25 protein-coding genes and 1 rRNA gene are annotated in these 26,804 nt (G+C 40.7%); 10 read left to right on the forward strand and 16 right to left on the reverse strand.

Annotated features, from left to right (window positions below):
- Nucleotides 1-17: 17 nt before the first annotated feature.
- The 5 genes from ssb to J7I90_RS14840 all read right to left on the reverse strand — a co-directional run bounded on the left by ssb (nucleotide 18) and on the right by J7I90_RS14840 (nucleotide 3,417).
- Nucleotides 18-542, reverse strand: a complete 525-nt coding sequence (ssb, locus tag J7I90_RS14820; RefSeq protein ID WP_057278276.1) for a single-stranded DNA-binding protein — start codon at nucleotides 540-542, stop codon at nucleotides 18-20.
- A gap of 69 nt (nucleotides 543-611) precedes the next feature.
- The gene (gene rpsF, locus J7I90_RS14825; RefSeq protein ID WP_034316153.1) at nucleotides 612-896 is read right to left on the reverse strand and encodes a 30S ribosomal protein S6; all 285 of its coding nucleotides are present in this window, start codon (nucleotides 894-896) and stop codon (nucleotides 612-614) included.
- Nucleotides 897-1,089: 193 nt separating this feature from the next.
- The gene (gene ychF, locus J7I90_RS14830) at nucleotides 1,090-2,190 is read right to left on the reverse strand and encodes a redox-regulated ATPase YchF (protein WP_034316156.1); all 1,101 of its coding nucleotides are present in this window, start codon (nucleotides 2,188-2,190) and stop codon (nucleotides 1,090-1,092) included.
- 171 nt (nucleotides 2,191-2,361) lie between these two features.
- Nucleotides 2,362-2,559 (reverse strand): DUF951 domain-containing protein, encoded by a 198-nt coding sequence (locus tag J7I90_RS14835; protein ID WP_034316158.1) that lies wholly within the window; start codon nucleotides 2,557-2,559, stop codon nucleotides 2,362-2,364.
- Nucleotides 2,560-2,580: 21 nt separating this feature from the next.
- Nucleotides 2,581-3,417, reverse strand: coding sequence for a mechanosensitive ion channel family protein (locus J7I90_RS14840; protein ID WP_214772578.1), 837 nt, complete (start codon nucleotides 3,415-3,417; stop codon nucleotides 2,581-2,583).
- Between the two features lie 371 nt (nucleotides 3,418-3,788).
- On the opposite strand from J7I90_RS14840, the gene yyaC reads away from it, so the two are divergent.
- The gene (gene yyaC, locus J7I90_RS14845; protein WP_214772580.1) at nucleotides 3,789-4,424 is read left to right on the forward strand and encodes a spore protease YyaC; all 636 of its coding nucleotides are present in this window, start codon (nucleotides 3,789-3,791) and stop codon (nucleotides 4,422-4,424) included.
- 49 nt (nucleotides 4,425-4,473) lie between these two features.
- On the opposite strand, the gene J7I90_RS14850 is transcribed toward yyaC, so the two are convergent.
- The 11 genes from J7I90_RS14850 to rpmH all read right to left on the reverse strand — a co-directional run bounded on the left by J7I90_RS14850 (nucleotide 4,474) and on the right by rpmH (nucleotide 14,870).
- Entirely contained in the window at nucleotides 4,474-5,175 is a 702-nt protein-coding gene (locus J7I90_RS14850; protein ID WP_214772582.1) for a DUF554 domain-containing protein, read from the reverse strand.
- Nucleotides 5,176-5,227: 52 nt separating this feature from the next.
- On the reverse strand, nucleotides 5,228-6,088 hold the full coding sequence (locus J7I90_RS14855) for a ParB/RepB/Spo0J family partition protein (RefSeq protein WP_214772584.1): 861 nt from the start codon (nucleotides 6,086-6,088) through the stop codon (nucleotides 5,228-5,230).
- Nucleotides 6,081-6,842 (reverse strand): ParA family protein, encoded by a 762-nt coding sequence (locus J7I90_RS14860; RefSeq protein ID WP_034316249.1) that lies wholly within the window; start codon nucleotides 6,840-6,842, stop codon nucleotides 6,081-6,083. Before J7I90_RS14860 ends, J7I90_RS14855 begins: the two co-directional genes overlap by 8 nt.
- A gap of 258 nt (nucleotides 6,843-7,100) precedes the next feature.
- Nucleotides 7,101-7,961, reverse strand: a complete 861-nt coding sequence (gene noc, locus J7I90_RS14865; protein WP_034316169.1) for a nucleoid occlusion protein — start codon at nucleotides 7,959-7,961, stop codon at nucleotides 7,101-7,103.
- 380 nt (nucleotides 7,962-8,341) lie between these two features.
- The gene (rsmG, locus tag J7I90_RS14870) at nucleotides 8,342-9,058 is read right to left on the reverse strand and encodes a 16S rRNA (guanine(527)-N(7))-methyltransferase RsmG (RefSeq protein ID WP_214772586.1); all 717 of its coding nucleotides are present in this window, start codon (nucleotides 9,056-9,058) and stop codon (nucleotides 8,342-8,344) included.
- 29 nt (nucleotides 9,059-9,087) lie between these two features.
- A complete protein-coding gene (mnmG, locus tag J7I90_RS14875; protein WP_214772588.1) occupies nucleotides 9,088-10,974 on the reverse strand; it encodes a tRNA uridine-5-carboxymethylaminomethyl(34) synthesis enzyme MnmG in 1,887 nt (628 codons plus the stop codon).
- A 21-nt stretch (nucleotides 10,975-10,995) separates the two neighbouring features.
- Entirely contained in the window at nucleotides 10,996-12,381 is a 1,386-nt protein-coding gene (mnmE, locus tag J7I90_RS14880; protein ID WP_214772590.1) for a tRNA uridine-5-carboxymethylaminomethyl(34) synthesis GTPase MnmE, read from the reverse strand.
- 336 nt (nucleotides 12,382-12,717) lie between these two features.
- A complete protein-coding gene (jag, locus tag J7I90_RS14885; protein ID WP_214772592.1) occupies nucleotides 12,718-13,338 on the reverse strand; it encodes an RNA-binding cell elongation regulator Jag/EloR in 621 nt (206 codons plus the stop codon).
- A complete protein-coding gene (spoIIIJ, locus tag J7I90_RS14890; RefSeq protein WP_053537000.1) occupies nucleotides 13,335-14,123 on the reverse strand; it encodes a YidC family membrane integrase SpoIIIJ in 789 nt (262 codons plus the stop codon). Before spoIIIJ ends, jag begins: the two co-directional genes overlap by 4 nt.
- Before the next feature lie 175 nt (nucleotides 14,124-14,298).
- A complete protein-coding gene (gene rnpA, locus J7I90_RS14895; protein ID WP_214772593.1) occupies nucleotides 14,299-14,655 on the reverse strand; it encodes a ribonuclease P protein component in 357 nt (118 codons plus the stop codon).
- A gap of 80 nt (nucleotides 14,656-14,735) precedes the next feature.
- Nucleotides 14,736-14,870 (reverse strand): 50S ribosomal protein L34, encoded by a 135-nt coding sequence (rpmH, locus tag J7I90_RS14900; protein WP_034316183.1) that lies wholly within the window; start codon nucleotides 14,868-14,870, stop codon nucleotides 14,736-14,738.
- Nucleotides 14,871-15,800: 930 nt separating this feature from the next.
- Between rpmH and dnaA the strand changes: the two genes are divergently transcribed.
- The 9 genes from dnaA to J7I90_RS14945 form a co-directional block, all read left to right on the forward strand.
- Entirely contained in the window at nucleotides 15,801-17,150 is a 1,350-nt protein-coding gene (dnaA, locus tag J7I90_RS14905) for a chromosomal replication initiator protein DnaA (protein ID WP_034316187.1), read from the forward strand.
- A gap of 192 nt (nucleotides 17,151-17,342) precedes the next feature.
- Complete coding sequence (dnaN, locus tag J7I90_RS14910; RefSeq protein WP_054398443.1) at nucleotides 17,343-18,479, forward strand: DNA polymerase III subunit beta; 1,137 nt, start codon at nucleotides 17,343-17,345, stop codon at nucleotides 18,477-18,479.
- Between the two features lie 218 nt (nucleotides 18,480-18,697).
- Nucleotides 18,698-18,910, forward strand: a complete 213-nt coding sequence (yaaA, locus tag J7I90_RS14915) for a S4 domain-containing protein YaaA (protein ID WP_034316192.1) — start codon at nucleotides 18,698-18,700, stop codon at nucleotides 18,908-18,910.
- Nucleotides 18,911-18,931: 21 nt separating this feature from the next.
- Entirely contained in the window at nucleotides 18,932-20,050 is a 1,119-nt protein-coding gene (gene recF, locus J7I90_RS14920) for a DNA replication/repair protein RecF (RefSeq protein ID WP_034316194.1), read from the forward strand.
- A gap of 12 nt (nucleotides 20,051-20,062) precedes the next feature.
- A complete protein-coding gene (gene remB, locus J7I90_RS14925; RefSeq protein WP_214772595.1) occupies nucleotides 20,063-20,326 on the forward strand; it encodes an extracellular matrix regulator RemB in 264 nt (87 codons plus the stop codon).
- 75 nt (nucleotides 20,327-20,401) lie between these two features.
- A complete protein-coding gene (gene gyrB / locus J7I90_RS14930) occupies nucleotides 20,402-22,327 on the forward strand; it encodes a DNA topoisomerase (ATP-hydrolyzing) subunit B (RefSeq protein WP_214772647.1) in 1,926 nt (641 codons plus the stop codon).
- Nucleotides 22,328-22,422: 95 nt separating this feature from the next.
- Nucleotides 22,423-24,975 carry a DNA gyrase subunit A gene (gene gyrA, locus J7I90_RS14935; RefSeq protein ID WP_063574565.1) on the forward strand — a complete coding sequence of 851 codons (2,553 nt, stop codon included), beginning with the start codon at nucleotides 22,423-22,425 and terminating at the stop codon, nucleotides 24,973-24,975.
- Nucleotides 24,976-25,306: 331 nt separating this feature from the next.
- Complete coding sequence (locus J7I90_RS14940) at nucleotides 25,307-26,374, forward strand: HD-GYP domain-containing protein (protein WP_311315222.1); 1,068 nt, start codon at nucleotides 25,307-25,309, stop codon at nucleotides 26,372-26,374.
- Between the two features lie 326 nt (nucleotides 26,375-26,700).
- Nucleotides 26,701-26,804: ribosomal RNA gene (locus tag J7I90_RS14945) — 16S ribosomal RNA — on the forward strand; the annotation flags it as partial.

Here is a 26,804-nt window from a genome sequence, read left to right on the forward strand (position 1 = left end):
TCATTTTAAACGGCTGTTTAAAACGGAAGATCGTCATCTGAAATGTCGATTGTCTTACCGTCATTTGCAAATGGATCATCATCTACACGAGTGTAGTTGTTATTGCTCCGTTGATTCTGATTAGGATTTTGTCCATACGAATTGTTGTCATTTCCGTTATTACCATAACTTCTTTGACCTCCACCGTAAGAACCGCCTTCATTTCTTTCACCCGCTGAACTGCTTCGTGGTTCAAGGAATTGAACACTCTCAGCCAGAATCTCCGTCACATATACGCGTTTGCCGTCTTGTCCTTCATAATTACGTGTTTGGACACGTCCATCCACGCCAGCTAAACTGCCCTTTTTCAAGAAGTTAGCTACATTTTCTGCCGGTTTACGCCAAACTACACAGTTAATGAAATCCGCTTCACGTTCACCTTGCTGATTCGTAAAACTACGGTTCACAGCTAAAGTAAAGGTAGCTACGGGAACTCCATTAGGTGTATATCGTAATTCAGGATCTTTAGTTAAGCGTCCTACCAAAACTACGCGATTCATCATCAGAATCAACCCCTAGGTTTCAAGCTTGTTTCATGTGAAACAAGATTAGAATTTATATTAAATATCGAATTATACTTCTTCTCTAGTAGCCATGTGGCGAATAATGTCTTCACTGATTTTAGCTAGACGATCGAATTCTTGAATCGCAGCACTTTCAGCGTTAACTTTAAGAAGCATGTAGTAACCATCGCGGAAATCATTGATTTCATATGCAAGACGGCGTTTACCCCATTCTTTTGCTTCTACTTCCGCACCATTATCAGAAAGGATTGTGTTGAAACGTTCAACTAAAGCTTTTTTAGCTTCTTCCTCAATGTTTGGACGGATGATATACATAATTTCGTATTTTCTCATCACTGTCACCTCCTTTTGGTCTAAGCGGCCCAATTGGGCAAGGAGCAATTATTTATAATTACTCACAAGATAAAATTATAGCATAGTTAAATAGGCTTTGCAACGAACGGTTCGACTTATTACAATTAATTGTAATCTAATGATTTAAGTCTAAAAAAAGACCCTACATATGGAATGGTAGGGTCTTTGATTCTTATACGTTAAAACGGAAATGGATAACATCGCCATCGTTAACGATGTATTCTTTTCCTTCCAAACGAACCTTACCCGCTTCTTTTGCGGCCCCATGACTCCCCGCTTCAAGTAAATCGGTATAGGAAACCGTTTCGGCACGGATGAAACCGCGTTCGAAGTCCGTGTGTATGACGCCGGCACATTGAGGGGCTTTCATTCCTTTGCGGAATGTCCAAGCCCGCACTTCCTGTACACCAGCTGTAAAGTATGTTGCCAATCCAAGCAGATTATAAGAAGCACGGATCAACTGATCTAGACCTGACTCCTCGATGCCAAGTTCAGATAGGAACATTTCCTTTTCTTCACCTTCAAGCTCAGCAATTTCTTCCTCGATTTTGGCACAAATCACGATTACTTCGGCATTTTCCTTAGCGGCATATTCACGAACTTGCTGTACATATTCATTATCGTCAGCATTCGCCACTTCATCTTCGCTCACGTTCGCCACATAAAGCGTCGGCTTAGCTGTAAGTAAATGCATGCCCTTCACGATTTTTTGCTGTTCTTCGGTAAACTCGACGGAACGTGCAGGCTTTTCATCTTCCAATGCTTCTTTTAAAGCCACAAGGATTTCATGTTCTGCCACAGCGGCTTTATCTTTTTGCTTGGCCATTTTTCCGACACGGTCGATGCGTTTGACAACAGATTCCAAATCGGCAAGGATCAATTCAAGATTGATGACCTCGATATCATCAATTGGATTCACTTTTCCGGAAACATGGGTAATGTTATCATCCGCAAAGCAACGGACGACTTGACAAATTGCATCCACTTGACGGATATGGGAAAGGAATTTATTACCCAATCCTTCTCCTTTACTTGCTCCTTTTACAATCCCGGCGATATCCGTGAATTCAAATGCTGTCGGAACCGTCTTTTTCGGTTTTACCAATTCAGTCAATTTTTGCAGACGGTGATCTGGCACTTCCACAATCCCTACATTCGGGTCGATCGTACAAAAAGGGTAGTTGGCAGATTCCGCACCTGCCTGAGTTATTGCATTAAATAAAGTGGATTTACCTACGTTAGGCAAACCGACTATACCAGCTGTTAAAGCCATTTATATTTCACTCCTTCAAGATGATTCGTACATATGGGAAAAGAACTGATCTTCTTCTATAAAGACCCTCCAATTACCTAAACCTTTCCCAATTATAGATTTCGCTTCCTAAAAAGACAAGTAAATCATGAGAAACGCCGGACCACTTTCATTCCCCAAAAAAAAGCATGATCACTCCTCATGCTTTTGCAGAACTTTTTTCATTTTCTTCGCGAATTCACGTCGAGGCAGCATCACGCTATGGCCGCACCCTTCACATTTTATCCGGATATCCATACCGAGCCGTATAATTCTCCACTTATTCACTCCACACGGATGTGGTTTCTTCATTTCCACAATATCCTTAAGTGCAAATTCCTTTTCTTCCATAACCATGAGCCCTCCTAATTCCTATGACTCGCTGCCATTGTACGTAGATTTAATCCCACTTGAATCAAGCGCAGCACTTATTTCAATTCTTAATATCCTACTGATTTCAATGTGATGCATCGGCTTTGTTTCCGCTTTGATCCGAAAGACGATTTCTTCAGGACTGATTTTTTCAATTCCTAAAAATTCAGGTGCTTTGATCAATGCATCGTATTTGCCTTCCATACTGTTTAAAAGATCAATCAACACCTTCTCAGCACGCTCGACCGATCCATCGTTAGGTATGGTCACATCAACAACAGCCATACTATTTAAAATGGAATAATTCGTGACCTGGATGATGCTGCCGTTAGGTATGAAGTGCAATTCACCTGCACCGCTTTTAATTTTCGTCGTACGAAGCCCTATCTCAATGACTTCCCCTTCAAAAGTATTGATTTTAATATAATCCCCAACCGAGAAATGATCTTCAAAAATAACGAAAAATCCGGTAATTATATCCTTGACCAAACTTTGAGCACCAAAACCAACTGCCAAACCGAGAACACCGGCACCAGCGAGTAATGGCCTTACTTCAATTCCAAAAATCTCCAGAATCATTATCAAGGCAATGAAATTGATGACATAGGTAATGATATTTTCGAGCAATTTAATGAGTGTCGCTTCCCTGCGCTCCGATACCCGAATGGGACTCCTTAAACGTGCTTTGAAAAATTTATTCAGAATAGTCTTTCCTATTCTAATAATAATACGCGATAACAGCAGAACAAGGAAGATTTTAATAATACCCTCGCCCATCAGCAGCCATATCTTTTCATCCAATATCTCTTTTGTAACGTTATCATAAATGCGATCCATATTTTCCTCCTGCCTAATGCAAATTACAGCAAAACTATTATATCTTCGAACGTATTCCTCTACCCTCCATGCATGGAGGTAACCATGTAATAGAGAGATTTTCTCCATTTTATCAATAAATAATGGTTTCTGTACAAAAAAATTATGGGTATATAGTTAATAGAATTAGAAGTTTTTACCCAAATATTCAAGTGATCATTTACTAGAAAGTATAGATGAAAGCAATTGGTAGAAGATAGCGTCGTTTCATATCCCCTTCACCAGTTTGCATGTTCTACAAAAAATTCCCTCATCCATCATGTTAAATACCGTATATTTTCCCCTTTTTATCCGTATACTGTAATACCAAATAAAGTAAAGGAGTTGAGCCGATGAATCTGAATTCTAGTCTATTTAATAATAATAAAAATAGATTGAGTCGCATCCTGCATGAAGATACGGATGCATCCAAACAAATTTCCCAGGAATTAATCAACCTCCTCCCAACAGGAAAGCTTCAACCAATCGTCATCGTCTGCATAGGCACAGACCGTTCCACAGGCGATTCACTCGGACCACTTGTCGGCACTCTGCTTAGTGAAAAGGCTGAAAACGGTTCTTCTTCATTCCATGTGTATGGTACTCTGGATGACCCTATACATGCGATGAATTTACAGGAAAAATTAAATGAAATTAAAAAGCTACATGCCAATGCCTTTATAGTCGGAATCGATGCTTGCTTGGGGAAAATGAAAAGCGTCGGTATCGTTCAGATCGGCCAGGGACCAGTTAAGCCAGGTGCCGGGGTCAATAAAGACCTTCCTTCCGTCGGAAATGCCCATATTACAGGCATCGTGAATGTAAGTGGATTCATGGAATTCATGGTCTTGCAGAACACGCGTCTTAATCTTGTACTAAAAATGGCCAAAACCATTGCCGAGGGGATTTATGAAGCACAAAATCATTATCCAATAAAACCTGCCATCACTCCTTTCACATGGTCATTCAAGCAAGAAAAAACCCTTTGATCGGTTTTTTCATAAAAAAGAAGGAAGGGGCCAGCCCCTTCCTTCTTTTTTATACATAATACATGAAAGTAACCAGAATGGCAGTGATCATTATGCCCGGAAGCAGATTCGCCACCCTGATTTTGGTGACACCGATAATATTCAAACCAATCGCCAAAATCATGACTCCACCAGTTGCCGTCATTTCCAATATGAAGGAATCCATTAATGCAGATGGGATCATCGTATTGATCTGCCTTGAAAAAACCGCCAGGAATCCCTCATAAAGAATGATCGGAAATGCTGAAAAAAGTACCCCTATGCCTAACGTGCTGGCGAGGACAAGTGCTGTGAATCCATCGATTATCGCCTTTGTTATCAAAACGTCATGGTCATTCCGGATACCGCTATCCAGGGCACCTATAATGGCCATCGCCCCAATTCCAAATATGAGGGTAGCCGTTACAAACCCCTGAGATATCGAGGTTCCTTCCTTCGCCTTCATCCTGCGTTCAATCCAATTCCCTAAAGAATTAAGCCTGCCCTCAAGATTCATCCATTCACCGAGGACCGCCCCGCCGACAATGCTTAAAATGACAACAAGGAAATTATCACTTTTAAACCCCATCTGCAAACCTAAAACCATCACGGCTAAACCGATACCGCTCATGACCGTTTCTTTGATCTTCTCAGGTATATGTTGTAAAAACCTTCCTAGAATCGAGCCGATTAAAATGCAGGCACCGTTCACCAAAGCCCCTATTAATACCATCTCATCCACCTAATTTTCTGCATATGCCTTCTTGATCTTTTCATAAGGGGATCTAAGAGGAAAGATTCTCTTGATCGATCAAGTTCAAAATTCTCTCTAAATCTTCTTTTGAAAAGAACTCTATTTCTATTTTTCCTTTTTTCTTGCTTTGTTTTATCGTTACGCTCGTACCTAGTCTTTCACGCAGACTTGTCTCCCTTTGCTTTATGAAGATATCTTTTTTCTCTTGTTTCTTAGGTTTGGTTTCACGTGAAACGGTATCATTCAATTGATGTATATACTGCTCCAGCTGTCTGACATTCATACCTTCCTTGAGGATTTTATCAGCTACCGGCTTGAGCATTTCTTTTTTCTTTAAACCTAGCAATGCCCGGCCATGTCCCATGGAAATTTCCCCGTCGGAGATATATCTCCTAATTCCTTCAGGCAAAGATAGTAATCTAACATGGTTCGCAATATGGGGTCGGCTTTTTCCCAGCCGGTTGGCCAGCTGCTCCTGGGTGAATTCCAATTTTTCAAGAAGCGTTTGATAAGCGGCAGCCTCCTCGATCGGATTCAAATCTTCCCGTTGCAGGTTTTCCAAAATGGCCAGTTCCATCATCTGCTGTTCACTCAATTCCCTCACAACGACTGGAACTGTCTCTAAACCAGCTTCCTTGGCAGCACGATAACGCCTTTCCCCAGCCACGATTTCATATCCCTTAATACTTTTCCGGGCAATAATCGGCTGTAGTATCCCATGCTCCATGATGGATTGTTTTAATTCCTCTATAGCTTCTAGCCGAAAGCTCTTTCGGGGCTGATAAGGATTTGGCCTTAATTCCCTTAATTTGATTTCGCGCACGATTTCATCTTTACTGATCTCCCCACTATTGAAAAGTGCGTTAAGTCCTTTGCCAAGCCCTTTAGCCATTTGATACCACTTCCTTTGCCAATTCTAGATAGACCTCCGCCCCTCGTGACTTTGGATCATATATAATTATCGGTTCTCCATGGCTCGGTGCTTCACTCAAACGGACATTGCGGGGAATGATGGTTTGGTAGACTTTATCCTGAAAGTATTTTTTGACTTCTTCTATGACCTGGAGACCTAAATTTGTTCTTGCATCCAACATCGTCAATAGCACACCCTCGATTTTCAAATCATGGTTCAAGTGCTTTTGGACGAGGCGGACCGTATTCAATAGTTGACTCAAACCCTCCAATGCATAATATTCACATTGTACCGGGATCAAAACAGCATCGGCAGCCGTTAAGGCATTAAGCGTGAGCAAACCCAATGATGGAGGGCAGTCAATCACAATGTAATCATACTGGCTTTGCACCTCTTCTAACGCCCTTTTTAATCGGACTTCCCTTGAGATGGTTGGAACAAGTTCAATTTCTGCACCTGCAAGTTGAATTGTCGCAGGTATAGCATATAGGTTTTCTACCTTTGTTTCCATGATAACGGTACTGGCCTCAACATCATCAACCAGCACATCATAAATACATTGTTCCACATCTGCTTTGTCAATACCTGCACCGCTTGTCGCATTTCCCTGCGGGTCAATATCGACCATTAAGACTTTCTGTCCAATGTATGCAAGACAAGCACTTAAACTGACAGAAGTTGTCGTTTTTCCAACACCGCCCTTTTGATTGGCAATGGCGAGAATCTTACCCACGAATTCACCCGCTTTCAACTATCTTCATGACGCTATATCTACTGATTTTTACCGTGAATCCAATTATTTCTTCTATTTTATCATGAATGTTACTGGAAGAAATCGTTTTCTGAAATTCACCTTAAAATTTGAAATACTTCTAAAAGCATTAAAAACCCAGGAAAAGTTGAATGTTTTAAAGTGGAAAATGCCAGTTTTGGAGAGAACATAAAAAAAGCCTGGTAATCGGAGACTACCAAGCGGGCTAAGGATGGGGAATCAAGTTTTTTTCTTGGGTATTTTAATCGTGAACTGATAATACTCCTCGAATTCTTCTTCCTCTGCATCCAGATTTATTCCATTGTCTGTAACCATACTGAGTGATTGGCGGATGGTATTCACGGCAATCCTCATGTCTTTACTAAACGCTTTTCGCTTAGGTTTAGGCTTCTGTACAGTACCCGTTAAGAGCTTGACGACCTGCTCTTCGGTCTGCTTGACGTTTAACCCTTTTTCGATGATTTCCAAAAGCAGTTTCAACTGCTTTTCAGGACTCTTTAACGGTATCAACGAGCGGGCATGGCGTTCCGTAATTTGCTTTTGAAGAAGTGCATCCTGAACCTCCTGCGGCAGCTTAAGCAGCCGAAGCTTATTCGCCACGGTAGATTGACCAATTCCCAGTCTTTGTGCCAGGGCTTCTTGGGTTAAACTATGCAGCTCCAATAGTTTTCCGTAAGCCAAAGCTTCTTCAATCGGTGTCAGTTCTTCACGCTGAAGGTTTTCTATCAGCGCAACGGAAGCCGTTTCTGTATCGGTGAAATCTTTGATTATAGCAGGTGCCAATTCCCAGCCAAGCTTTTGCATGGCCCGGAAACGACGCTCACCTGCAATGATTTCATATTTTCCCTGACCATAAGCCCTTACTACAATTGGTTGAATGATCCCATGTGTATGGATCGTTTGAGCCAATTCGGCAATTTTATCGTCATTAAAAACGGTCCTTGGTTGAAATCGATTAGGCACAATGTCAGAAATGGAAATTTTTCTTATTTCTTCATTATTATTGCTAGGTGTCTCCATCTCTAGTTGCTCTTCTTCTTTTTCGCCAAACCCAAAGAACCGCGAAAAAGGATGCTTCATCTTCCTACACCACCTTTTAAAACTCCCAAATAACATATTCTCTATTTAAAGGACAAGTCCTGCATACATTTCCCGACATGGTTATACATATGGCCCTTCACTGTAAAAAACATGTCGACTGGCGCCATCTAGGCAATAATGAGGGTCGACGGCCATTTTTTATAAATAGCGGCCGGCTTTCCCAAAATTATTTCCCTGAATCAGCAAGCTAAGGGCACACGTCTTAACCTGTACCGAAAATGCCTTCTTGTTGGCAAATGCAGTATTAAGTGAAAATAATAAGGTCATACATTTATAGTAAAAGAAAATAAGGGCAAGCACCAGCCATATATACCTGAATCCTCTGCTCTTACTATGAAAACATACTCATCGTACAGAGGTTATTCAATAGGCTGCTTATTCGGTGTCCCTGGTTTTCTTGGGTATTTTTTAGGAGTCTTCTTCACTTTTTTTACAGTAATGATGTTTCTTTCACTATTTTCCTCTGGCAATGTGAAAGGATGAATTTCTTCGATTTCTCCGCCTAATGTAAAAATGGCCTTCTTCCCTGTATCCATTTCATCTTGTGCACTAGCCGCCTTCATGGCAATGAACGTCCCATCCAGTTTAACAAGCGGCAAACATAGTTCACTTAAAACCGACATCCTGGCTACCGCCCTCGCCATCACAATATCATAGGATTCGCGATGCTCCGGATTTTGGGCGAAGGTTTCCGCACGGTCATGATAAAAAGAAACTCCTTTTAATTGCAATGAATCCGCAAGGTGATTCAAAAAAGAAATTCGCTTATTCAAGGAATCCACAATCGAGACGTGGATATCAGGGAAACAAATCTTCAATGGAATACTCGGAAATCCAGCTCCAGCCCCAACATCGCAAATTCGATAGGATTCGTTAAAGTCAAAATAGAAGGCTGCACTGATTGAATCATAAAAATGCTTTAGATAAACTTCTTCTTTATCTGTGATGGCTGTTAAGTTCATCTTTTCGTTCCATTCCACCAATAATCGATAATACGTGTCAAACTGATCAAGCTGTTGAGGAGAAAGCTCGATCCCTTTCTCCAGCAGTGCTTGTTGGAACTGTTCAATATTCATGTTTTTTCAATCCTTTTCGGGTATTTCCGTTACTGAGATACTCTGGCAATCTTACCTTGTTCCAAATAAACAAGCAGAATGGAAACATCAGCGGGATTCACACCGGAAATTCTTGAAGCCTGAGCTACTGATAGCGGGTGGACCTGCTTTAATTTTTGACGTGCTTCCGTTGCAAGACCAGAAATTGCATCATAATCGATATTCTCTGGAATCTTTTTGTTCTCCATTTTTTTCAGGCGATCGACTTGCTGCAACGATTTTTCGATATATCCTTCATACTTGATCTGGATTTCGACCTGTTCCGTCACTTCTTCACTCAGTTCGACATCACTTGGCGCCAACTTCTGAATATGGGAATAATCCATTTCAGGCCTTTTCAATAAATCGGAGGCACGGATTCCATCCTTTAACTCACTGCCGCCACTTGCAGTAATGACTTCTTGCACCTCTTTGGTCGGTTTGATGAAGTTTGATTTCAATCGTTCCTTTTCCACTTCAACCGCTTCTTTTTTCATAAGGAAACGTTTGTAGCGTTCTTCTTTGATCATTCCGATATTGAATCCAATTTCCGTTAAGCGTAGATCGGCATTATCATGACGCAATAATAAACGATATTCTGCACGGGAAGTCAGCAATCGGTATGGTTCATTCGTGCCTTTCGTTACAAGGTCATCAATGAGAACACCAATATAGGCATCCGAACGGCTTAAAATCAGTTCTTCCTTACCCATTGCATTCAATCCTGCATTAATACCGGCCATCAATCCTTGTCCTGCTGCTTCCTCATAGCCGGATGTCCCGTTAATTTGGCCAGCAGTATAAAGATTTTTGATTTTCTTCGTTTCAAGTGTAGGCCATAGCTGCGTAGGAACGATGGCATCATATTCAATTGCATATCCAGCACGCATCATTTCCGCTTTTTCAAGTCCCGGAATTGTTTGCAGGATTTTCACTTGCACATCTTCAGGCAGACTGGTTGATAAACCTTGCACATAAACTTCCTTTGTATTACGACCTTCAGGTTCCAAGAAGATTTGATGCCGTGGTTTATCATTAAAACGAACGACTTTATCTTCTATCGATGGACAATAACGCGGTCCGGTTCCTTTAATCATTCCGGAATACATTGGTGAACGGTGTAGATTCTCATCAATGAGCTGATGTGTCCCCTCATTCGTATACGTTAACCAGCATGGCAATTGATCCGTTATGAACTTTGTCGTTTCATAAGAAAAGGCACGGGGCACTTCATCGCCAGGCTGAATTTCCGTTTTGCTGTAGTCTATGGAAGAACTATTCACACGCGGAGGCGTTCCTGTTTTAAAACGGACCAAATCAAATCCTAACTGCTCCAAGTGTTCAGAAAGCCTGATGGAAGGCTGCTGATTATTAGGGCCGCTTGAATATTTCAGTTCCCCTAAAATGATTTCACCGCGTAAATATGTTCCTGTCGTGATTACGACAGTTTTCGCACGGTACACCGCACCTGTTTTAGTGATGACACCCGTACATACGTCGTTTTCAACAATTAACTCCTCTACCATTCCTTGAATCAATGTCAAATTTTCTTGGTCTTCTATCGTCTTTTTCATTTCTTGCTGATAGAGAAATTTATCTGCCTGCGCCCGCAGCGCACGAACGGCCGGACCTTTTGCCGTATTGAGCATCCTCATTTGAATATGGGTCTTGTCGATATTTCTTCCCATTTCTCCGCCTAAAGCGTCAATTTCCCTTACGACTATCCCTTTTGCCGGCCCACCGACGGAGGGATTGCATGGCATAAAGGCGACCATATCCAAGTTAATGGTGATCATCAACGTTTTAGCTCCTACTCTTGCAGCTGCAAGGCCTGCCTCACTGCCAGCATGACCGGCACCAATAACAATGACATCATAGCTACCTGCTTCGTATTGCATATCCTTTTCCTCCTTTTACGCTTATTTTCCTAAACAAAATTGAGAGAACAATTGGTTGATCAAATTATCTTGAACGCTTTCGCCAATGATTTCTCCAAGTAACTCCCATGCTTTCGTGAAATCGATTTGAACCAAATCAACCGGCGTACCCATTTCAATAGCATCAATTGCATCTTCGATAGCCTGTAATGCCTGTCCCAGCAAAGCTATATGCCTTGCATTGGACACATAGGTCAGGTCTCCCGTTTCTAATGAACCTTCAAAAAATAAAGAAGCGATCGCTTCTTCCAATTCATCGACCCCTCGATCTTCCAGTAATGAAGTCGTAACAACTTTATGGGATGTTGCCATTTCCTTAACTTTTGCCATATCGATTTTTTGTGGAAGGTCTGTTTTATTGATGATAACGATAACATCCATTCCCTCAACAGCTTGGAATAGTTTCTCATCTTCAGTAGTGAACTCATCGGAATAGTTCAATACAAGCAATATTAAGTCCGCTTCTTTCAATACTGCACGAGACCGTTCAACTCCAATTCGTTCAACGATATCTTCCGTTTCGCGAATTCCTGCTGTATCGACAAGTTTAAGCGGTACACCGCGAACATTGACATACTCTTCAATAACATCACGTGTTGTACCTGGAATATCAGTGACGATTGCTTTGTTTTCATGAACTAAGCTGTTAAGCAATGAAGATTTTCCGACATTAGGACGACCTATGATAACGGTCGCAAGCCCATCCCGAAGAATTTTCCCCTGTTGGGCCGTGTGAAGCAGTTTCTCTATTTCATTTTTCACATAACTGCCTTTTTCCCAAAATAAACGATGCGTCATTTCTTCGACATCATCATATTCCGGATAATCTATATTTACCTCGACTTGAGCGAGTGTCTGTAAAATTTCTTGACGCAGATTTTGGATTAATTTCGAAAGCCGGCCTTCCATTTGTCCTAATGCAACATTCATGGCTTTATCCGTTTTGGCACGGATTAAATCCATGACGGCCTCAGCTTGGGAAAGATCGATCCTGCCATTCAAAAAAGCCCGTTTCGTAAATTCACCTGGTTCCGCTAAACGAGCACCTTGTGAGAGAATAAGCTGCAGTACCCGATTGACCGAAACGATTCCACCGTGACAATTTATTTCAACTACATCTTCCCTTGTAAATGTCTTTGGACCCATCATGACCGAAACCATGACTTCCTCTATGATTTCACCTGTTTTAGGCTGGATAAGGTGGCCATAATGAATCGTATGTGATTTCACTTCAAGCAATCCTTTTCCACCTGGTCCTTTAAAGATCCTATCGGCTATTTCTATGGCCTCATCACCGCTGATTCTAACGATGGCGATTGCCCCTTCCCCTAAGGGAGTAGAGATAGCGGTGATTGTATCGAATTCCATGCTTTCACCTCTTATATATTGATGGTTCTATTTTTTTCTGATGATAAAATCGTCGAATCCCTAAATTACTACAATACCACAGTATATTCATGAAAAAAAGTAGATACTCCTTCCTTCCAAGAGTTATCCACATTCGCTTAATCCATATTCTGTAACAACTATTTTAACTTATCCACATGTGAATAACAAATATCGCCCGCTTCGTTTTCTTCCATCCCCTTTAAGGGATCAAGAAAATATAAAAAGTTTGTCACTTATTGTTGAATGGAAAATTCGCAAAAAAAATATTCGACATTCAAGGCCTAAAAAAAAGACCCCCTGCTAAAAGCAGAAGGTTCATTTAAGTGGAGTAATGACCAAGTGACGATATGGCTCCGTCCCACTTGAGGTCGTTTTTATTTTTGGATAATCCAGAAGAGCATTATGGATGACCTTACGTTCATAGGATGGCATCGGCTCCAGTGAAACAGCTTTACCTGTTTTCGTGGCTTTATTTGCCATTCGTTCAGCCAATTGGATTAAGGTGTCATTGCGGCGGCTTCGATAATCTTCTGCATCTACGGTAATATTCAAAAACTGCTTCGAATATCGATTTGCTACCAGCTGTGCTAAATACTGAAGTGAATTTAGTGTTTGACCCCTTTTTCCAATCAATAATGCAATTTTATCACCTGATAAGTGGAATGTTACGTTCTTACCTTTTCGGGTGACATCTATTTGTGCATTGACTTCCATTTTCCCGCAGACATTCTTCAAAAATCCAAGTGTCTCTTCAATGGGATCCGGTGGCAATGTCACATGGACAATTGCCTTCCTTGCACCAAATAAACCAAAAAATCCTTTTTTACCTTCATCTTCTACTTCAATCTCCACGCGATCCTTAGTGCTGTTCAGTTGAGCTAAAGCTAAATTTACTGCTTCTTCGACAGATTGTCCTGTAGCAGTCACTTTTTTCACTTTTTCTTTGCCCCTCCCGCGTTTTCCGCAGCTGCTTTTCTAAGATCCGGACCTTTGATGAAATATGTTTGAACGATACCAAAAATGTTACCAACTACCCAGTAAAGAGAAAGAGCAGCGGGGAAATTAATAGCAAATACAACAATCATGATTGGCATGATGTAAAGCATCATCGTCATTTGTGCCGCCATTTGTGGATTGGAGTTCATTCCAGCCATGGACATCTTTTGCTGGATGAAAGTCGTGATACCTGCAACGACCGGTAAAACATAAACAGGATCCGGGGAACCTAAATCAAACCATAGAAAACTATGTAAAGCAATTTCTTCCGTACGGCTGATTGCATGGTAAAATCCGATCAAAATCGGCATTTGCACCAATATCGGCAAACATCCCGCCAATGGATTCACATTATATTTCGAAAATAGAGCCATTGTTTCTTGCTGTAGTTTTTGTTGTGTGGCAGCATCTTTTGAGCTGTATTTCGCTTGAAGTTCTTTCATTTCAGGCTGAATGGCCTGCATGGCTTTCGAGCTTTTCACCTGTTTGATCATTAATGGAAGCAATGCCAGGCGAATGATTAGTGTAACGCCGATGATTCCCAAACCATAATTCTCGCCGAATGCTTCAGAAAGCCAGATGATCAGGGCTGATAATGGATAGACAATGTATGAATTCCAAAAACCTTCACTATCCGCAGTAATAGGTTCTTTAATTTCCGTACACCCTGCCAAAAGCATCATTATCGAGGCTAGTCCAATAATGAGTAATATTCGTTTTTTCAACCGTAATTTCCTCCTAACTGCAATCAATCTTTTTTGAAACAATTGTGAACTGTTTATTAGAAGATTTCAAGGAAAAGTAATCCACTTTTTCCACAGTTACAATCGGAATTTTCTATGTCATCATACTCAAGTAACCATATGAAACGAGGAGTGCTTATTCGATATTAAGGGGACTTTATTGTTTTTTCATTTTAAAGTTTAGTGATTTAGAACGTTTCAGGACATGTATCAAGCTGCTTTTCACCTGGAAAAAGTCCATCTCCGCCGCTGGTTTTCGAGCAATCACAATATAATCCTTACCCTCTTCTATATCTTCTTTCAATTCCAAAAACGCTTGCCGTATGTATCTTTTGATTTGGTTCCTTATAACGGCGTTCCCGATTTTTTTACTGACAGAAAGGCCGATCCTAAAATGATCCTGACCCGGCTTTTCAAGGACATAGACAACGAATTGCCGATTAGCAGAAGATTCACCTTTTTTAAACACAAGCTGAAATTCATCCTCTTTCTTAATCCTTAACTTTTTTTTCATTTTTACACCTTCATTACATGAATTGAGTCTCAGTAAATCCCTTATTTTGCGAAAAAAGACCACTGAGACTTTTCAGTGGTCTATGCAGATAATACTTTTCTGCCCTTACGGCGACGTGCAGCGATTACTCTACGTCCGTTTTTCGTGCTCATACGTGCACGGAAACCGTGAACTTTACTATGTTTGCGGTTATTCGGTTGATAAGTTCTTTTCATTATATGACACCTCCCTGAGGAATAACAGTTAAAGACAGTCTTTACAATTATATAGATGGAGGTTTCTACTTGTCAACCTCATCCATAAAAAATTTCTTTTTTAATGCTCAATGTCCAGTAGGCCTTTTTTTACTACCTAGCCTATTGTAAATGATTTTGCTCCGAACTGATATAGAAATTTTTGGGGAAAGGGAAATTTCCATCATTTTATCCATGAGCACGAATATGGGATTCACAAGTAATCCTCCCTTACGACACACCATTCGACAAATTATAAGAACGAGCCTGAATCCCTTTTGATCTTTCCCCATGCAGGTCTTCCGGCTTGAACACCTGGTTCAATCAAATTAACTCGAGCCTATAATCCCGGTCTGTGGATAAAATTCGACATGTTTTTTTCTATCCACATCCCATTAAAGAGACTTTTGCACATAACAATGGCCTGTGGAAAAGTTTTTCCCACAAGCTCGGTAAGTTGTGGATAAAGTTTTCTAACCCATTGCAAGACGCCTGAATTTCTGATATTATATTTGTGTTTTCACTCTGAATAACTTTATCAACAGGTAAGGCTTATCCACAGACTGTGAATAACTTGTGGATAGTTTATCCGACCTGTGTATATTAATCTGTCCACAGATGGTGGATATTGTCGAAAACCCTTTTTTCTTCTTTATTATATATTTCTTAAAATACCTGTTGATGAATAAACATTCAAATCTACACTGGCTCACCAGATGTAGTCTGTACAAAGGTTGTACAGCGCAAGATATAGTTTTGGGCACTTTACATTAAACAACACAAAAATTCCTTAATACAGCTCACCGAACCTTTGCTGTCAAAATTAATATAAAGACGGCAATCGATGAGTTTATTTGTGCCTATACATTTAAATAAACTGATTAAAATTTTTTTTGCAAAGGAGGGATAAGTTTGGATAACATCGATAGCCTCTGGAACCAGGCGCTCGGAAAAATCGAAAAGAAAATCAGTAAACCAAGCTTTGAAACTTGGCTTAAATCAACCAAGGCTTATTTACTGCAAGGTGATACATTAACAGTCACCGCTCCCAATGAATTTGCCAGGGATTGGCTTGAAGAACGCTATTCCCATCTTATTTCCGATGTCTTGTTTGAACTTACCGGTGAGGAATTGGAAGCAAAATTCATCATTCCCCCCAATCAAGAAGATGATGATTTTGCCGTTCCTGTTCAGCCTAAAAAGATAAAAAAACAGGATAAAGAGCATGCTGCATTTCCACAGCATATGCTTAATGCTAAAAATACATTCGATACATTTGTCATCGGCTCCGGCAATCGTTTTGCCCATGCCGCGTCTCTCGCTGTCGCAGAAGCTCCGGCCAAAGCCTATAATCCCTTATTCATATACGGGGGCGTCGGCCTAGGAAAAACTCATTTAATGCATGCAATCGGGCATTATGTTCTAGAGCATAATCCTAATGCGAAGGTCGTTTATTTATCGTCCGAAAAGTTCACGAATGAATTCATCAACTCGATCCGGGACAATAAAGCTGGGGAATTCCGTGATAGATACCGAAGCGTGGATGTTTTATTAATTGATGATATTCAATTTCTTGCGGGAAAAGAACAAACTCAAGAGGAGTTTTTCCATACATTCAATGCGCTGCATGAAGAAAGCAAACAGATCGTCATCTCGAGTGACCGCCCGCCAAAAGAGATACCTACACTAGAGGATCGCCTCCGTTCAAGGTTTGAGTGGGGCTTGATCACGGATATCACGCCACCTGATCTGGAAACGCGGATTGCCATATTGCGTAAAAAGGCAAAAGCTGAAGGTCTTGATATTCCGAACGAAGTCATGCTCTATATAGCCAACCAAATCGATTCCAATATTCGTGAGCTTGAGGGTGCACTTATTCGTGTCGTCGCTTATTCTTCATTGATCAATAAAGATATAAATGCCGATTTGGCAGCTGAAGCATTAAAAGACATCATTCCCAGCTCAAAACCTAAAATAATCACCATCTTGGAAATCCAGAAGACGGTCGGTGAACATTATAGTGTCAAACTTGAGGATTTCAAGGCGAAAAAACGGACTAAATCCGTGGCCTTTCCAAGGCAGATTGCCATGTATCTTTCCAGGGAGTTGACGGACTCATCCCTGCCCAAGATAGGTGATGAATTTGGAGGCCGCGATCATACGACCGTCATCCATGCGCATGAAAAAATCTCCAAACTCATGCAAACGGACACCCAGCTTCAACGTCAGGTTAAAGAAATCCAGGACCAGCTGAGGGTATAATGGATTCTGGATAATGTGAATAACTGGCGACTACTTACACACAGTCTGTCCACATGTGGATAGACTGTTTTTCCTTAGGTTGAGTGGACTTATCCACATATCAACAAGCCCTACTACTATTACTACTATCTTTTTTAATAAAAATTATTAATAAATATGCCTATTCGGCAATAAAAAATTGGAGGATGAAACATGAGATTTATAATCCAAAGAGATCGATTAGTTCATAGTGTCCAAGAAGTAATGAAAGCAGTCACATCAAGAACGACGATTCCGATCCTAACAGGGATAAAGATAAGCGTTACTAGTGAGGGGGTCACTCTAACAGGTAGTGATTCAGATATTTCCATCCAATCATTCATTCCCGCTGAGGTTGACGGAGATGAGATTGTTGAAGTTAAAAGCAGCGGCGGTATTGTCCTGAATGCCCGTTTTTTCAGTGAAATTGTCAAAAAGCTGCCGATGGATACTGTAGAAATTGAAGTGGAGAATAACTTTCAAACGATTATTCGCTCGGGAAAAGCTGAATTTAATCTAAATGGACTGGATCCTGAGGAATATCCGCATCTTCCGATCATTGCAGAAGAAAATATTTTCAAACTTCCGACGGACCTTTTAAAGACCCTTATCCGCCAAACTGGCTTTGCAGTGTCCACGTCAGAAACACGCCCCATCTTAACAGGTGTAAACTTGAAGGTTCAAGATGACGAATTGACCTGTATTGCAACAGATAGTCATAGGCTTGCAATGAGAACAGCCAAAATAGAAAATAAAATTAACGGTACCTATAGCGTCGTCATCCCAGGTAAAAGTCTGAATGAGTTAAGTAAAATCCTTGATGATACAAACGAACTCATTGAAATCGTCATTACCGAAAACCAAGTACTTTTCAAAGCTGAAAATTTATTATTCTTCTCAAGACTTCTTGAAGGGAATTATCCTGATACATCACGCTTGATTCCATCAGATAGCAAAACCGATGTGACTGTTCACACCAAGGATTTCCTTCAAGCGATCGACAGGGCTTCTTTATTGGCGAGAGAAGGAAGAAATAATGTCGTTAAATTGACAACCCTGGAGGGCCGTATAATCGAAGTCTCTTCCAATACTCCTGAAATTGGTAAAGTAATTGAGGAAGTTCAGGCAGAAGCCATTGAAGGTGAAGACCTGAAGATCTCTTTCAGTGCCAAATTTGTAATGGATGCTCTAAAGGCATTGGAAGGTTCCGATATAAAAATTAATTTCACAGGTGCAATGCGTCCGTTTGTCATTCGTCCGCTACATGACGATTCCATGCTGCAATTAATTCTCCCGGTAAGGACTTATTAAGCTAAAATAATATTTCAAAAAAATTAAAGGCTTGTATAGCAGGTCTTTAATTTTTTTATATTTAAACATAGGTTTCCAAAGGGTATTGGGCGGTTTTTCAATGCTGTACGAGACTCTGAATCGCTAAAAACCAGAACTGAAAAAGCTATACTTTGTCTTAATGGGATTAATTTAGTAAAATGAAATATTAAAGACTACTTAGAAATGAGTGAGGCAAAATGGACTCCATAAAAATCAATACTGAATATATTACGCTTGGACAATTTCTGAAATTGGCCGATTTGATCCAAAGCGGCGGAATGGCGAAATGGTTCTTAAGTGAATACGAGGTTTACATTAATGGGGAATTAGACGTGAGAAGAGGCAGAAAATTAAGATCAGGTGATAAAATAGAGATTCCTGGATTTGGCACCTACACAATTACAAGCTAAAACATAAGGGAAGAGCGGAATATGTATATTGAAAATATAAGTTTGAAAAATTACCGCAACTATACCGAATTGAATCTGGCTTTTGAGAATAAAGTCAATGTAATCCTCGGCGAAAATGCTCAAGGAAAAACAAATGTCATGGAATCTATTTTCGTTTTAGCAATGGCAAAATCCCATCGGACCTCAAATGATAAAGAACTTATTCGCTGGGATGAAGAATATGCTAAAATAGAAGGAAGAGTTAGAAAGAGAAATACCTCAATACCACTTGAGCTGACCATTTCAAAAAAAGGGAAAAAGGCGAAGTGCAACCATATTGAACAAAGAAAGTTGAGTCAATATGTCGGAAATATGAATGTGGTCATGTTTGCGCCTGAGGATCTTAACCTTGTAAAGGGAAGTCCTCTAGTCAGACGCCGTTTTATAGATATGGAAATTGGCCAGGTTTCTCCCGTATACCTTCATGATATGAGCCAATATCATAAAATACTTCAACAAAGAAATCATTACTTAAAGCTTCTGCAGACCCGGAAACAAACGGATACGACGATGCTTGATGTGCTGACCGATCAATTTATTCAGTATGCAGCGAAAATTGTCGAAAGAAGGTACGAGTTTCTTTTAAAGCTCCAGCAATGGGCAGAGCCTATTCATTCGGGGATCTCCAGAAATCTAGAAGTATTGAAAATCCAATATAAACCGTCGCTTGATGTATCAGAATCTATGGATTTGACGAAAATGATAGAAGTATACACAGAAAAATTTGATAAAATAAAAACAAGGGAAATTGAACGGGGTGTTACACTGGTAGGTCCTCATCGTGACGACCTGGTTTTTTTTGTGAATGACCGTGATGTCCAGACATATGGTTCACAAGGTCAACAGCGTACGACTGCCTTGTCTTTGAAACTTGCCGAAATTGAGTTGATCCATGAAGAAATCGGCGAGTATCCCATTTTATTATTGGATGACGTGTTATCGGAACTCGACGATTTCCGCCAATCCCATTTACTGAATACGATACAAGGAAAAGTGCAAACATTTGTGACGACACCCTCCGTTGATGGAATCGATCATCAAACCCTACGAGAAGCGTCCACCTTTTATGTTAGTCAAGGAAGTATAAAAAAGGTTAAATGATGAGGTGAATGTATGTATCTTCATATTGGTGAAGACATTCTTGTGAAAACGGACGATGTCATAGCCATCTTAGATAAGAAGCTGCTTCAGGCCTCTCCAATCATGAGTGAATTTTTGGAGAAAAAGGCGGATGTAACTTCCCATTTAGCAAAAAACTCGGTTAAATCGATTGTAGTGACGGACAAACAGGTATATTATTCACCGCTTGCGTCGTCCACCTTGAAAAAGCGTTCACTGCAGCCATCGCTCTTAATCGATGATATAGATATTCTTTGAATTGTAGCTAAACGTTATAATTACTCCTGAAAATTGATAAATGCCAAAAGAAAAGTGTAGGTGATACGTATGACAATGGAACAAAAAGAAGTACAAGCTCAGGCATACGATGAGAATCAGATACAGGTTTTAGAAGGCTTAGAAGCAGTTCGTAAACGTCCGGGGATGTATATCGGCACTACCTCTGCAAAAGGACTTCACCATCTTGTTTGGGAAATTGTCGATAATAGTATTGATGAGGCACTGGCTGGTTTCTGTACGGAAATCAAAGTGACGATCGAAGAAGACAATAGCATAACCGTAGTCGATAATGGTCGGGGAATTCCAGTGGGAATCCATGAAAAAATGGGACGTCCAGCTGTAGAAGTAATCATGACGGTCCTTCATGCGGGCGGTAAATTCGGCGGCGGAGGTTATAAGGTTTCCGGCGGTCTGCATGGTGTGGGAGCATCAGTGGTTAATGCCTTATCCACGGTATTGGAAGTTTACGTTCATCGTGAAGGTAAAATCCATTATCAGCAATTTAACCGCGGTGTCCCTAAAGAAGATTTGAAAATCATCGGGGAAACCGATCATACCGGAACGACTACACACTTCATTCCTGATGGTGAAATCTTCACTGATACCTTGGAATATGATTTCGATACATTAGCCACACGAATCCGTGAGCTTGCATTCCTGAATAAAGGCTTGAAGCTGATCATTGAAGATAAACGTGAAGACGAAGAAAAAATCAGGGAGTTTCACTATGAGGGCGGCATCAAATCCTATGTCGAGCATTTGAACCGTTCAAAAGAGGTTTTGCATGAGGAACCGATTTTCATGGAAGGCGAAAAAGATGGAATCGCTGTTGAATTGGCCCTGCAATATAATGACAGCTATATCAGCAATGTCTTTTCTTTTGCCAATAATATTCATACCTATGAAGGCGGTACACATGAATCAGGATTCAAGACTGCTTTGACCCGTGTCATCAATGATTATGCACGGAAAAATGGTCTATTAAAAGAAGCGGATTCCAATTTCTCAGGTGAAGATGTCCGGGAAGGTTTAACGGCAATCATTTCGATTAAGCATCCTGATCCGCAATTTGAGGGTCAGACGAAAACCAAACTCGGAAACTCTGAGGTAAGAACGGTTACTGATTCCGTTCTTTCGGAACGACTTGATGCCTTCTTATACGAAAATCCTGCCGTGGCCCGAAAAATAGTAGATAAAGGGCAAATGGCAGCGAGAGCCCGTTTGGCAGCGAAGAAAGCACGTGAATTGACCCGGAGGAAAAGTGCTTTGGAAGTATCCAATCTACCAGGTAAATTGGCGGATTGTTCTTCTAAGGATCCGAGTATCAGCGAATTATACATCGTTGAAGGAAACTCTGCGGGAGGCTCGGCAAAACAAGGGCGGGACCGCCATTTCCAAGCCATATTGCCGCTAAGGGGGAAAATCCTGAATGTTGAAAAAGCGCGATTGGACAGAATCCTGCACAATGAAGAAATAGGTACGATCATCACAGCACTTGGAACAGGCATTGGTGATGAATTCAATACTGAAAAAGCCAGATACCATAAAATTGTTATCATGACCGATGCGGATGTGGATGGTGCCCATATCAGAACACTGATGTTGACATTCTTCTACCGGTATATGCGAAAAATCATCGAGTATGGATATATATATATTGCTCAGCCGCCACTTTTCAAGATTCAGCAAGGGAAAAAAGTGGATTATGCTTATAATGACCGCGAGCTTGAAGAAATCATGGCAAGTTTGCCAAGTACTCCAAAACCTAACCTGCAGCGTTATAAAGGGCTGGGGGAAATGAATCCGGAGCAATTGTGGGAAACGACCATGAACCCAGAAACGAGAACGCTGCTTCAAGTCAGTTTGAAAGATGCCGCCGAGGCTGATGAAACTTTCGAGATGCTGATGGGCGACAAGGTGGAACCGCGACGTAACTTCATTGAAGAAAATGCAATTTATGTAAAAAATCTTGATATCTGATTTTTGACAGGATGCTTTTTACATCCTGTTCTTTAAATAGTGCACGAACAGTTAAACTTAAATGAGATATAAGCTTTTAATAGGAGGTTGGCTCCATGTCAGAAAATGAAAGATCAGGTGTTAAAGAAATAAATATAAGTACCGAGATGCGGACATCGTTTTTGGATTATGCGATGAGCGTTATCGTGTCGCGGGCTTTGCCTGATGTAAGGGACGGTTTGAAACCGGTACACCGAAGAATTCTTTATGCAATGAACGATCTTGGAATGACTTCGGATAAACCATTTAAGAAATCAGCCCGTATTGTCGGGGAAGTTATCGGTAAATATCACCCGCATGGTGATTCGGCGGTATATGAAACGATGGTACGGATGGCGCAACCTTTTAACTATCGCTATATGCTTGTGGATGGACATGGGAATTTCGGTTCGGTCGATGGTGACCAAGCTGCCGCAATGAGGTATACCGAAGCGAGAATGTCAAAAATCTCGATGGAGTTACTCCGCGACTTAAATAAAGATACGGTCAATTTCCAGGATAACTACGATGGTTCGGAAAGAGAACCAGCCGTCATGCCTGCCCGTTTCCCGAACTTGTTGGTGAATGGTTCATCAGGAATAGCGGTAGGAATGGCAACCAATATTCCGCCCCATCAATTAGGTGAGGTAATTGACGGCGTTTTGGCTTTAAGCAAGAATCCTGAGATTACAATTCCAGAGTTGATGGAATATATTCCTGGTCCGGACTTTCCGACTGCCGGTTTGATTTTAGGGAGAAGCGGAATCAGAAAGGCCTATGAAACCGGTAAAGGGTCAATCATTCAACGGGCGAAAGTCGAGATTGAAGAGAAGCCGAATGGTAAACAGGTAATTCTTGTTAAGGAAATCCCTTATCAAGTGAATAAAGCAAGATTGATTGAAAAAATTGCAGAACTTGCCCGGGATAAGAAAATCGAAGGCATCACCGACCTACGGGATGAATCGGATCGCAATGGCATGCGTATTGTCATGGAACTTCGTAAGGATGTTAATGCGAACGTCCTTTTAAACAACCTGTATAAGCATACCGCGATGCAGACCACCTTCGGAATCAATCTGCTTGCTTTGGTGGACGGTCAGCCAAAAGTGCTGAATTTAAAACAATGCCTGCGCTACTACTTGGAGCATCAGCAGGTAGTCATACGGCGCAGGACTGAGTTTGAACTGCGGAAAGCGGAGGCACGTGCCCATATTTTAGAAGGTTTGCGCATTGCACTTGATAATTTGGATGCAGTCATCTCGTTGATCCGCAGTTCCCAAACGACAGATATTGCCCGGGAAGGCTTAATGACACAATTCTCACTTTCCGAAAAACAGGCGCAAGCTATCTTGGATATGCGTTTACAGCGCTTGACAGGTCTGGAACGTGAAAAAATTGAAGATGAATATCAGGCATTAATGGCTATAATTGCAGAATATAAAGCGATTCTTGCTGATGAAGAAAAGGTTCTTGAAATTATCCGTGAAGAGCTTCTTGAAATTAAAGAACGTTTTGATGATAAACGGAGAACTGAAATCACATTAGCCGGCTTTGAAAGCCTGGAAGATGAAGATTTAATCCCAGAAGAAAATATAATCGTGACACTTACGCATAACGGTTATATTAAACGCTTGCCTGCAACCACATACCGCAGTCAAAAACGCGGGGGGCGCGGAATACAGGGTATGGGAACGAATACAGATGACTTTGTCGGTCACTTGTTAACCACTTCTACTCATGACACTCTATTATTCTTCACCAACAAAGGTAAAGTCTATCGTTCAAAAGGATATGAAATACCTGAATATGGCAGGACGGCAAAAGGATTGCCGCTTATCAACTTGTTGGAAGTCGATAAAGGCGAGTGGGTCAATGCAATCATACCTGTGAAGGAATTTGCGGACGATTGGTATTTATTCTTCACGACCAGACATGGGATATCAAAGCGTACACCTTTATCGTCTTTTGCAAATATCCGTAATAACGGTTTAATTGCCCTAGGTTTACGTGAAGATGATGAATTGATCTCTGTCCGACTTACGAATGGAGAGAAACAGATCATAATTGGAACGAAGTCCGGTATGATGATTCGTTTTCCAGAGACGGATGTACGGACAATGGGACGTACTGCAGCAGGAGTAAAAGGAATTTCCTTAGGGACAAATGATGAAGTTGTCGGAATGGAAATTCTCGAAGATGATGAAGAAGTCCTGATCGTTACGAAAAACGGTTATGGAAAAAGGACCTCTGCGGAAGAATACCGTATTCAAAGCCGTGGAGGCAAAGGAATAAAAACATGTAATGTCACTGAGAAAAATGGTGAACTTATAGCCGTGAAAACAGTTACGGGTGAAGATGAAGATTTGATGCTGATTACAGCAGCTGGTGTATTGATCCGAATGGAAGTCGAAGGCATTTCTAAAACGGGCCGTAATACACAAGGGGTTAAGCTCATCCGACTCGAATCCGCAGATAATGAATATGTTTCTACGGTAGCCATCGTAGGAAGGGAAGAAGAAGAAGAAAAAGACATGGAAATAGAGGCGGTAACAACTCTAGATCCGGATTCTGATCCTGAGCCTACGGTAAATGAAGAAAATGAAGAAACTGAAAAAGATACGGAAGAGTAATCTTTTACTAAAAAAGGGGGTTCGGAATTTAAATTCCAAACCCCCTTTTAAAATTCCTTTTGATTCTTTTTAAAACAACGAGAAAGCGAGTACCTGTAGGCAACGCTCGAACTGTAGACCCAGCAATAAAGCTGGGTCTTTTTTTGCATTAGCTCGGTTTCAAAATGATATCAGAGTGTTCGGAGTTTGGGTATAAAGACTCGTTCGCTTCGAAGTGATTTCCTGATAAATTACTTTTTTTTAGGTATTTAATCATAAAAAGGATAGTTTTCACCGTGTTTTTCAATTAAACTGATACTCATTAATACTTCCGAGGTGAAACGTTTTGCTGGTGAAAACTCACGATTTAATTGAAGGCTGCATCCTCTCTAAAGAGATTAGAGGTCTTTCGAACCGCCCTATAATGTATGAAAAAACAATATTGACCACACGATTAATTGAGGCATTGCAAGCTTTTTTAATAACAGAGGTAAGCGTTGAAAAAACTTTGATGGATGGAAGGGAATTTTTGCCGAAAGAAGTAATCGATCCAGAATTGCAAGAAAGGGGAAAGTCACCGGATTTTACGGATTTGTATCTTAAGTCAGTACAAACATATAAAAAATTATTTAAAAATTGGCAGGCGGGCAGTAAAGTCGAGGTGGCCATGATTCGTTTAATCATGATCCCCCTTATGGACAAGGCTTTAGAGGAACCAGAAAACATTTTGATGCTGCACCACTTTTGCAATAAAGAAGAATATGTATATCATCATGCTATTTCCATTGGATTGATAGGAGGATATATTGCATTTAAAATGAAATGCAATAGGGCTGATGTCTATCAAGCTGCAATTGGCGGATGTCTGGCAGATTGCGGGATGGCAAAGCTGCCACCAAGATTATTAAATAAAAGGGAAAGCCTGACGGCAGATGATTATAAGGAGATACATGCCCATCCCATTTTCAGCTACAAGATGATCAAGGATAGTTCCATCATTAAGGATAGTGTGAAGGTAGCCGTTCTAGAGCATCATGGAAGGTTAGATGGAACAGGTTATCCCAAAAGGTTGAAAACAAAGCCCATGAACTTATTTTCAAAAATCATAGCTGTTGCAGATGTATTTCACGCCATGACTTCCGAAAGGGCATATAGAAAGAAACAGTCACCGTTTAAGGCATTGGAAATGATCTTCCATGATGAATTTGGTAAATTTGATATTGCGGTAGTTAAAACCTTGTTATCAAGCTTCGCTAATTTTTCCATAGGAAGCCAGGTCAAACTGAACAATGGATTCATCGCTGAAATCATTTTTATTGATGCCGGCTCGCAAACAAGACCAGTCATAAAGGTGATGGATAGTGGGCAAATTATCAATTTAGGGATTAATCGTGAATTACATATAGAAGAAATACTATAATGTTTTTTTAAAAAAATCACTCTTGAAATGTAAGCTTTTTCTTCTTGATCAGGGATAAAGTCATAGTATTTGAAATCTATGAATGTATATATATTATTTATTTTAAAATAACTATTGCTTTTATTCCTGATACTAGATATAATAACTAAGTCGACAGCGAAAGAATAAAGTTGTTGACAAGTAATAATATAGATGCTATATTATTAAAGTCGCTTACGAAGTAACGACGAAAAATCGCTCTTTGAAAACTGAACAGAACAAAGCGCCAACGTTAAATTTTAAGTGAGCACACACTATCAAAAAAGCAAACGAGCAAGTCAAACATTTCTTCGGAGAGTTTGATCCTGGCTCAGGACGAACGCTGGCGGCGTGCCTAATACATGCAAGTCGAGCGAATCGATGGGAGCTTGCTCCCTGAGATTAGCGGCGG

Source organism: Bacillus sp. ISL-57 (assembly GCF_018613135.1).
In the GTDB taxonomy this organism is placed as follows: Bacteria; Bacillota; Bacilli; order Bacillales; family DSM-1321; genus Peribacillus; species Peribacillus frigoritolerans.

Coding starts and splice junctions, on each gene's coding strand:
- dnaN (WP_054398443.1), top strand. CDS start 17,343: ATGAGATTTATAATCCAAAGAGATCGATTAGTTCATAGTGTCCAAGAA.
- ychF (WP_034316156.1), bottom strand. CDS start 2,190: ATGGCTTTAACAGCTGGTATAGTCGGTTTGCCTAACGTAGGTAAATCC.
- mnmE (WP_214772590.1), bottom strand. CDS start 12,381: ATGGAATTCGATACAATCACCGCTATCTCTACTCCCTTAGGGGAAGGG.
- remB (WP_214772595.1), top strand. CDS start 20,063: ATGTATCTTCATATTGGTGAAGACATTCTTGTGAAAACGGACGATGTC.
- J7I90_RS14850 (WP_214772582.1), bottom strand. CDS start 5,175: ATGGTATTAATAGGGGCTTTGGTGAACGGTGCCTGCATTTTAATCGGC.
- J7I90_RS14835 (WP_034316158.1), bottom strand. CDS start 2,559: ATGGAAGAAAAGGAATTTGCACTTAAGGATATTGTGGAAATGAAGAAA.
- gyrB (WP_214772647.1), top strand. CDS start 20,402: ATGGAACAAAAAGAAGTACAAGCTCAGGCATACGATGAGAATCAGATA.
- rnpA (WP_214772593.1), bottom strand. CDS start 14,655: ATGAAAAAAAAGTTAAGGATTAAGAAAGAGGATGAATTTCAGCTTGTG.
- rpmH (WP_034316183.1), bottom strand. CDS start 14,870: ATGAAAAGAACTTATCAACCGAATAACCGCAAACATAGTAAAGTTCAC.
- J7I90_RS14855 (WP_214772584.1), bottom strand. CDS start 6,088: ATGGCTAAAGGGCTTGGCAAAGGACTTAACGCACTTTTCAATAGTGGG.
- rsmG (WP_214772586.1), bottom strand. CDS start 9,058: ATGAATATTGAACAGTTCCAACAAGCACTGCTGGAGAAAGGGATCGAG.
- mnmG (WP_214772588.1), bottom strand. CDS start 10,974: ATGCAATACGAAGCAGGTAGCTATGATGTCATTGTTATTGGTGCCGGT.
- J7I90_RS14840 (WP_214772578.1), bottom strand. CDS start 3,417: ATGGATCGCATTTATGATAACGTTACAAAAGAGATATTGGATGAAAAG.
- gyrA (WP_063574565.1), top strand. CDS start 22,423: ATGTCAGAAAATGAAAGATCAGGTGTTAAAGAAATAAATATAAGTACC.
- ssb (WP_057278276.1), bottom strand. CDS start 542: ATGATGAATCGCGTAGTTTTGGTAGGACGCTTAACTAAAGATCCTGAA.
- rpsF (WP_034316153.1), bottom strand. CDS start 896: ATGAGAAAATACGAAATTATGTATATCATCCGTCCAAACATTGAGGAA.
- yyaC (WP_214772580.1), top strand. CDS start 3,789: ATGAATCTGAATTCTAGTCTATTTAATAATAATAAAAATAGATTGAGT.
- noc (WP_034316169.1), bottom strand. CDS start 7,961: ATGAAGCATCCTTTTTCGCGGTTCTTTGGGTTTGGCGAAAAAGAAGAA.
- yaaA (WP_034316192.1), top strand. CDS start 18,698: ATGGACTCCATAAAAATCAATACTGAATATATTACGCTTGGACAATTT.
- recF (WP_034316194.1), top strand. CDS start 18,932: ATGTATATTGAAAATATAAGTTTGAAAAATTACCGCAACTATACCGAA.